The organism is Synechococcus sp. R6-10 (genome assembly GCF_047461815.1).
Taxonomy (GTDB): Bacteria; Cyanobacteriota; Cyanobacteriia; order Thermostichales; family Thermostichaceae; genus Thermostichus.
Genome location: NZ_JANSHW010000004.1, coordinates 1 through 5,716, shown reverse-complemented (window position 1 = coordinate 5,716; position 5,716 = coordinate 1). Strand labels below are relative to the sequence as shown.

The window sequence follows — 5,716 nt, the reverse complement described above, 5'->3', positions numbered from 1 at the left end:
TCGAAAAACTGAGCCGGCAAGGCCAGCAGGGTTTGCATCCCGCCCCGGAAACTCAGGGATCCCCAGCGCACATCCCGAGTTCGCACCGCCCGCGCCAAGTTTTGCACCTCTTCCATCACCAAAGGCAGAAAGCGCAGCGCCAAGGTGAGGGTGAGAATTACTTCGGCAATCGGCCATCTCCAACGCTTGAGAGGCTGCAACCATTGGCCGATCCCCTCGGCAATTTCTTCGGGGGCCGTGGTCAACAGAAACAAATGGGTAGCGTAGAGCAACGTAAAAATGAGGGTGCCCAGCCGCAGCGCCACCGATAGAGAACGGCGGGAGACCTGAAAGGTTCGTCCCAATAGGGAAAACTGAACCAGGCGGTAGCGATAAGGAGTTTGCCAGGCACGGGTTTGCGCCCGCCAGGCACGGTTTGGGGATCCCTGTTCTACGGCCAAGTCGAAGTGCCCTGCACCGCTAACGGGAACAGCGGGGATCCCGGTCAGCCCATAGCCCACCACCTGCATATCCTGCCGTTGCGGTTGGGGAAAAACCCCCAATCCATCCGGCGCCAAGCTGGTGATCCCAAAGGTGAGCAGGCTCAGGGCCAGCACCAGGGAGAGTTGGCCCGACCAAACCCGGCGCGGCAGACGGGCCGCCACAGTTAGCAGCAGAAGAGCCACCACCACGGCCAAGCGCCAACCATTGCCGGCCAAAATGGGGCTGAGGAGAAAGCTGAGCAGCCAGGCCAGCTTAACCCGCGGATCCAGGCAATGTAGCCAGGTGCGAGGCTCTTCCAGATAAATCCCCAGCGGGGCATTGCGCAGAATATCCACAACAGTTGAGAAGGAAGCAGACTATACCCCTTAAAAGGGCGGGACCGAGAACTCCGTCCCCGTAGCGCGGTCGCAGCAGCGTTGCGGAGCAATAACAGCTGGCAGCAAGGGAGAGCTAGAGCCGTTCCACCAGACGGGTGGAGCCCGACTGGGCGGCGACCCATCCCCCGGGCGCGCCATCTCGCTCAATGCGCAGCCAGACGGGCACCTGTCCCTCCCCAGCCTGCACCTCCACCACCCGCAGCAGGGCTTGGCGTGGGGCTGTCCCGACAATGGCTCCCGTCAGGCTGGGTTGCTGGCGAATGTTGAGGCCATCGTTGGAGACCACCCGCACCTGTTGTACTCCTTGCCACTCCGCCAGAGGGCCGGTTAGCTCAGGCGGGGGAGTGAGTTCCGTCTGGCCGGGATTGTCGTTCGCGGAGGCGTCGCGTAGCGATATGTCAACCGGCGGCTGCTCAATTTGCACCTGGGGTTGCTCCAGCGGTGGTGCCGGCGGCGGCGTGAAGAGGCCCCGCAACATTTGCCAGATGACCAATAGGGAGAGGATGCCCACACCGACCACCCCGGCCATTCGCGCCAGCGGTGCGGAGCCCAAACGAACGCCAGCGGGAAAGGTAGGACGCTTACGGCCCCCCAAGCGGCTGCGGCGGTAACGCTCCACATCCTGCAAACCGATCGCGCCAGCGGACCTTAGGCCCTGGACTCCGTCCCCCTGAGGGGAACGGTCTTGGGCGCGTTCGCGACAGCGGTGCGGAGCACTAGAACTCTCATCCGCAAGAGCAGAGACGCCCGCCTTGGGGGTGCTGCGGTAAGAGGGCAAATCCGAGAGGCGCGGGGGTTCTGGCACCCCCTGTTGCCAAGGGGCGGGTGGGCGATACAATTCCTGGGTTGGCTCAGGACCCACCACGGCAGGCAAATGAGGTGGGGGATGGGGGGCTTGTTCGCGACAGCGGTGCGGAGCACTGGGAGAGAGCATCCCTGCCGGCGGGTCTTCGCGGCTGGGCATTTCGTCCAGGTAAGCTTGTACTTGGGGGTTGTCGAAGTAGGCTTGCAACGTCACTTGGGCGGCTTCCAGACTGCGGAACTCCGGGAACACCTCCTCCTGAAACCATTTTTCTGTGAAGCGGCACAGACCCGGCAGATGGTCGGGAGAACCGGCGGAGTGTTCTTCGATAAACTGCAAGGCCTCTACTTCTTGGGTGGAGCGCAGATGGGCGAGCGCGTCTTCGGTCTGCCCCAGCAACAGACTACAGATGGCCTGCTCCAGATGCACATCCTGCCGCTGCGCCAGACGAGCCAGGTAGCCGCGAGCACGCCGCACCAGAGCCGGGCGGTTTTCCAGATAACCTGCCGCCAGCAACACCTGCACGGCCAAGTAGGCGGCCACCATCGAGGGACGCTCAGCCTCCCGCTCGAACAACTCCTGCTGTTCTTTGAGGGTGAGGTGGCGACGTACCCGTTGGATAAAGCGCAGGAAATCTTCGGTGCTGAGGCCAGAGCCATCTTGCCCCATCCCCTCGATGCCGCCCCGTTCGTCCAGCATGGCTTTGAGGAGAGCCAGTCCCTGCTGCCGCTCCCCATTCGCATCAGCGGTGCGGAGCACAAGAGTCTCTCTTCCGGCTGGGGCGGGAGCATGGGCCTCGTGGCTGAGGAGTTGCAAAATGCGATAGGGGCGCAGCTTGCCCAAATCGATGCGGATCTCCGCTTGCATCTGCGGAAAGGCCTGGCACTCCTCCAGCTCCGCCAAGCCCGCCTGTAAAGAACGCGCCGCCTCTTCGTAGGATCCCTGTTGCCAGGCTTCTCGACCCAGTTCCAGACGAGCGATGGCCCGCGCCAAAATGGCATCGGAACGAGCAGGGTGGCCCTGCTCCAACAGGTGTTGAGCCAAGTCCAACGCAGCCTGGTACTCTCCGGCTTCGCAATACAAGCACAGCACTCCCGGTAGGTGCGCCTCCTCCACCGTCAAGGTGGGATCCGTTGGCATGAGGTGTTCGTCGTAGTTTCGTCGTGCCTCGGGGTTCAGCAGCACAGAAGCCGCCTCTTGGATCATCTGGGCGCGAGCTTCCACGGCCTGTGGCGAGAACCCCGACAGCCAGGAGCGCTCGCCCGGCTTGAGATCGATTCGCTCCCGGTATGCCTGTTCAATCTGATGCTCATCTGCTCGTGCCGACAGCATCAAAACCCGATAGTAGTCGAGGGGCACCCGCACCGTCATGGTTTTTGTCCGCGCTCTCCGATTCGTGCCAGCGGGACGGAGTCCTTGGACAACTTACCCGCATCGACTTAACTGTAGTCCTTTTCGTGGGTAAAAGGGATCCCCCCTCGGGAATCGCTGCTCCGCCCCTACCAGTTCCAGCTACCCGGCTCTCCTTTGAAAGGGCCTACGACCTTTGAGGTGATCCAACCGCCGTAGAAATCTCCGGGTTGAGGCCGGACTCGTTCTCCACCTACCCGGCACTCCTGCACACGGCCTGGATAAAAGGCAAGGTAGTCGCGGATGGGCAAAAACGCCGGGCTGGGATCCGGATAGCTCCAGGCGGCATCTACGGCTGTTTGGGATCCGACCTGAACTGTCCAGTAGCAGGCAGCCCCTTTGAACTCACAGAAAGAGGTGCGAGAGCTGGGGCGGAGATACTGCAGTCGAACGTCGGTGGGGGGAATGTAGTAGGTGGGCGGGTGGCTGGTTTCCAGGACGCGGTAGCAACGGCGGCTTTGGGCAATGAGCTCGCCATTGAAGAGAACTTCCACCAGTTCTGTGGTGGGCTCCAGACGAGGTGGGCGCGGATAGTCCCAGACAGATTCTTGTCCTGGATGGGGAGAAATCGGTTGGGGAGACATGGGTCAATATCTTCAATATCTAAAGCAGACGGGTGGCCTCCAGCAGTTTGGCGTACCGGATCAGCAGCAAAGACTGTTGCTCCGGCAGCGGCTGAATAACCCCCTGCTGCTGCAGACGGCTCAGTACCGCCAGGGCTGTCTCCCGGCTAACTTGGCTGATATCGGCCAAATCCTGGGGGGGAGGGTAGACAATGCGCATCCCCTGGGGGGTCTTCTCGCCAAAAGCTTCCGCCAGTTGCACCAGCGTATGCACCACTTGCAGCGGGGGGCTCTGCTGGTCAAGATCCGCCTGCAAGTTGGCCAGGCGCAGGCGACGGGAGAGGCTGCAGGCCAGCTGGTAACACAGTTGCGGCTCCCGCAACATCAGCGCTTTGAAGGTTGCCGCCGGGATCCCGGCCACCCGCAGCGGGGTTAGGGCCAGCACATCTCGCGAGCGGGGAGCTTCGTCCAGTACCGCCATTTCCCCCACCCAAGCGCCCGGCCCCAGCAAGGCAAGGGTTTTGGTGCTGTCTTGCGCCCGCAAAGCCCGCCGCACCTTAGCCCAGCCGGCGAGGATCAGATAAACTACGCTGCCCCAGGCATCTTGCATGAAGAGGGCCTGTCTCGCCGGGATATCCCGCAGCTTGACCTGGGATCCCAACCATTGCAAGGACGTCGCCGAAAGTTCGGCCAACATTGGCACCGCCTTGAGCTCGGAGAGAATGGCAACAGGAGCATCGGAAGCCATGGCGGGTCGGACGTTTCACCATACCGCAAGCCCACTGTAGCCCAGTTACCAACTCAAGAGCTATCCTGCAATCCACCACCCCGCCATGTGCGCCAAGATCTAGTGAGGAGGTGGTCTTGCTGTGGAGTCTTGCCGGTATGGCCCTCAGAGCCTCTAGAGCTACCCTGCGGTTGAGGGTGGGGGGAACCCAAACTCTGCCATTTCGTCTGGGCAACAGAGGTTCTGTCTGGGAGGGGATCCCTCCGCTGTTGCTGTTGTTACAACCTATGGATGCCTATGGATGCTGCCCTCAGCGACATCAGTGGCCAGCGCTGGTCCGTCTTGGTGAAGAACGTGCCTGTGCGGCCCGAAAAGCTCGCTGATGCGGATCTGGTGCTGCTCTGTCAGCAGGGATCCCAGCCCCATCGGGAGGCTTTTGCCGAGTTGATGCGTCGCCATCAGGCCCATGTGGACAAAGTGCTCTACCATCTTGCTCCCGACTGGCACGACCGGCATGATTTGGCCCAGGAAGTTTGGATCCGGGCCTACCGCCACCTGAAACGCCTACAGGAGCCGGCGAAATTTCGCAGTTGGCTGGGGCGGATCGCCACCAACCTGTTTTACGACGAGCTGCGCAAGCGCAAACGACAGCAGCAGCCCCTTTCTCTGGATGCGCCGATTCAGATGCGGGATAGCGAGATGGAATGGGAGCTGCCCAGCGAGAGCCCCAGTCCCCATGAGCACCTCGCCACCTGCGAGTTCTACGAGCGATTGCACCAAGCCGTCCGCGACCTGCCGCAGGCCTTTCGCCAGACAATCCTGCTGCGGGAAATTCAGGGGATGGCTTATGAGGAAATTGCCGAGATCACAGGGGTGTCTTTGGGCACTGTTAAGTCTCGCATTGCGCGCGCCCGCGCCCGCCTACAATCCACCCTAAAACCCTACCTTAATGGTGAATGACCATGGTTCGCGGCAACCCCAACCCCGACCCCAGGGATCCCCAGCAAGAGCTGCCGGTGGTGGATGAGCGCTTTGAACAGTTGAGCGCCTACTTGGATGGGGAATTGTCGTCCCAGGAGGCGCGGCAGGTGGAAGATTGGCTGGCCAGCGATCCTCAGGCGCGGCAACTGTACAGCCAACTGGCAGCTCTGCAGGCCGGTTTGGCCAACCTCAAGGCCCCCACCTTGGATCCCATCCAGACGGAGCTGTTGATCAGCCGTGTGTTCGCTGAGCTGGATCGGCGGCCAATGCTCGACCTGGGCTGGCGGCAACGTAAGGGCACCCCTTGGGGACGGGTGGCAGCGGCTGTAGTGGCCTTGGCAGGGGCGGGCTGGGTGGGATGGCGTTGGTCTCA

At 61.9% G+C, this 5,716-nt stretch carries 6 protein-coding genes; 2 read left to right on the top strand and 4 right to left on the bottom strand.

All coding sequences use genetic code 11. The annotated features are described in order from the left end of the window. From NW837_RS00180 to NW837_RS00165, 4 genes are all read right to left on the bottom strand, one after another. A partial coding sequence (locus NW837_RS00180; protein ID WP_414328697.1) for a CbiQ family ECF transporter T component occupies positions 1-818 on the bottom strand: 818 nt, incomplete at its 3' end. Between the two features lie 115 nt (positions 819-933). After that, entirely contained in the window at positions 934-3,033 is a 2,100-nt protein-coding gene (locus tag NW837_RS00175) for an SH3 domain-containing protein (RefSeq protein WP_414328696.1), read from the bottom strand. 128 nt (positions 3,034-3,161) lie between these two features. Continuing rightward, positions 3,162-3,656: a DUF427 domain-containing protein gene (locus NW837_RS00170; RefSeq protein WP_011433071.1), complete on the bottom strand. Its 495-nt coding sequence runs from the start codon at positions 3,654-3,656 to the stop codon at positions 3,162-3,164. Positions 3,657-3,675: 19 nt separating this feature from the next. Next, on the bottom strand, positions 3,676-4,383 hold the full coding sequence (locus tag NW837_RS00165; protein ID WP_414328695.1) for a Crp/Fnr family transcriptional regulator: 708 nt from the start codon (positions 4,381-4,383) through the stop codon (positions 3,676-3,678). A gap of 276 nt (positions 4,384-4,659) precedes the next feature. On the opposite strand from NW837_RS00165, the gene NW837_RS00160 reads away from it, so the two are divergent. Together NW837_RS00160 and NW837_RS00155 are read left to right on the top strand one after the other, a co-directional pair. Continuing rightward, positions 4,660-5,322, top strand: a complete 663-nt coding sequence (locus NW837_RS00160) for a sigma-70 family RNA polymerase sigma factor (protein WP_414328694.1) — start codon at positions 4,660-4,662, stop codon at positions 5,320-5,322. Positions 5,323-5,324: 2 nt separating this feature from the next. Next, positions 5,325-5,716: anti-sigma factor family protein (locus NW837_RS00155; protein WP_414328693.1), on the top strand; the 392-nt coding region annotated here is incomplete at its 3' end.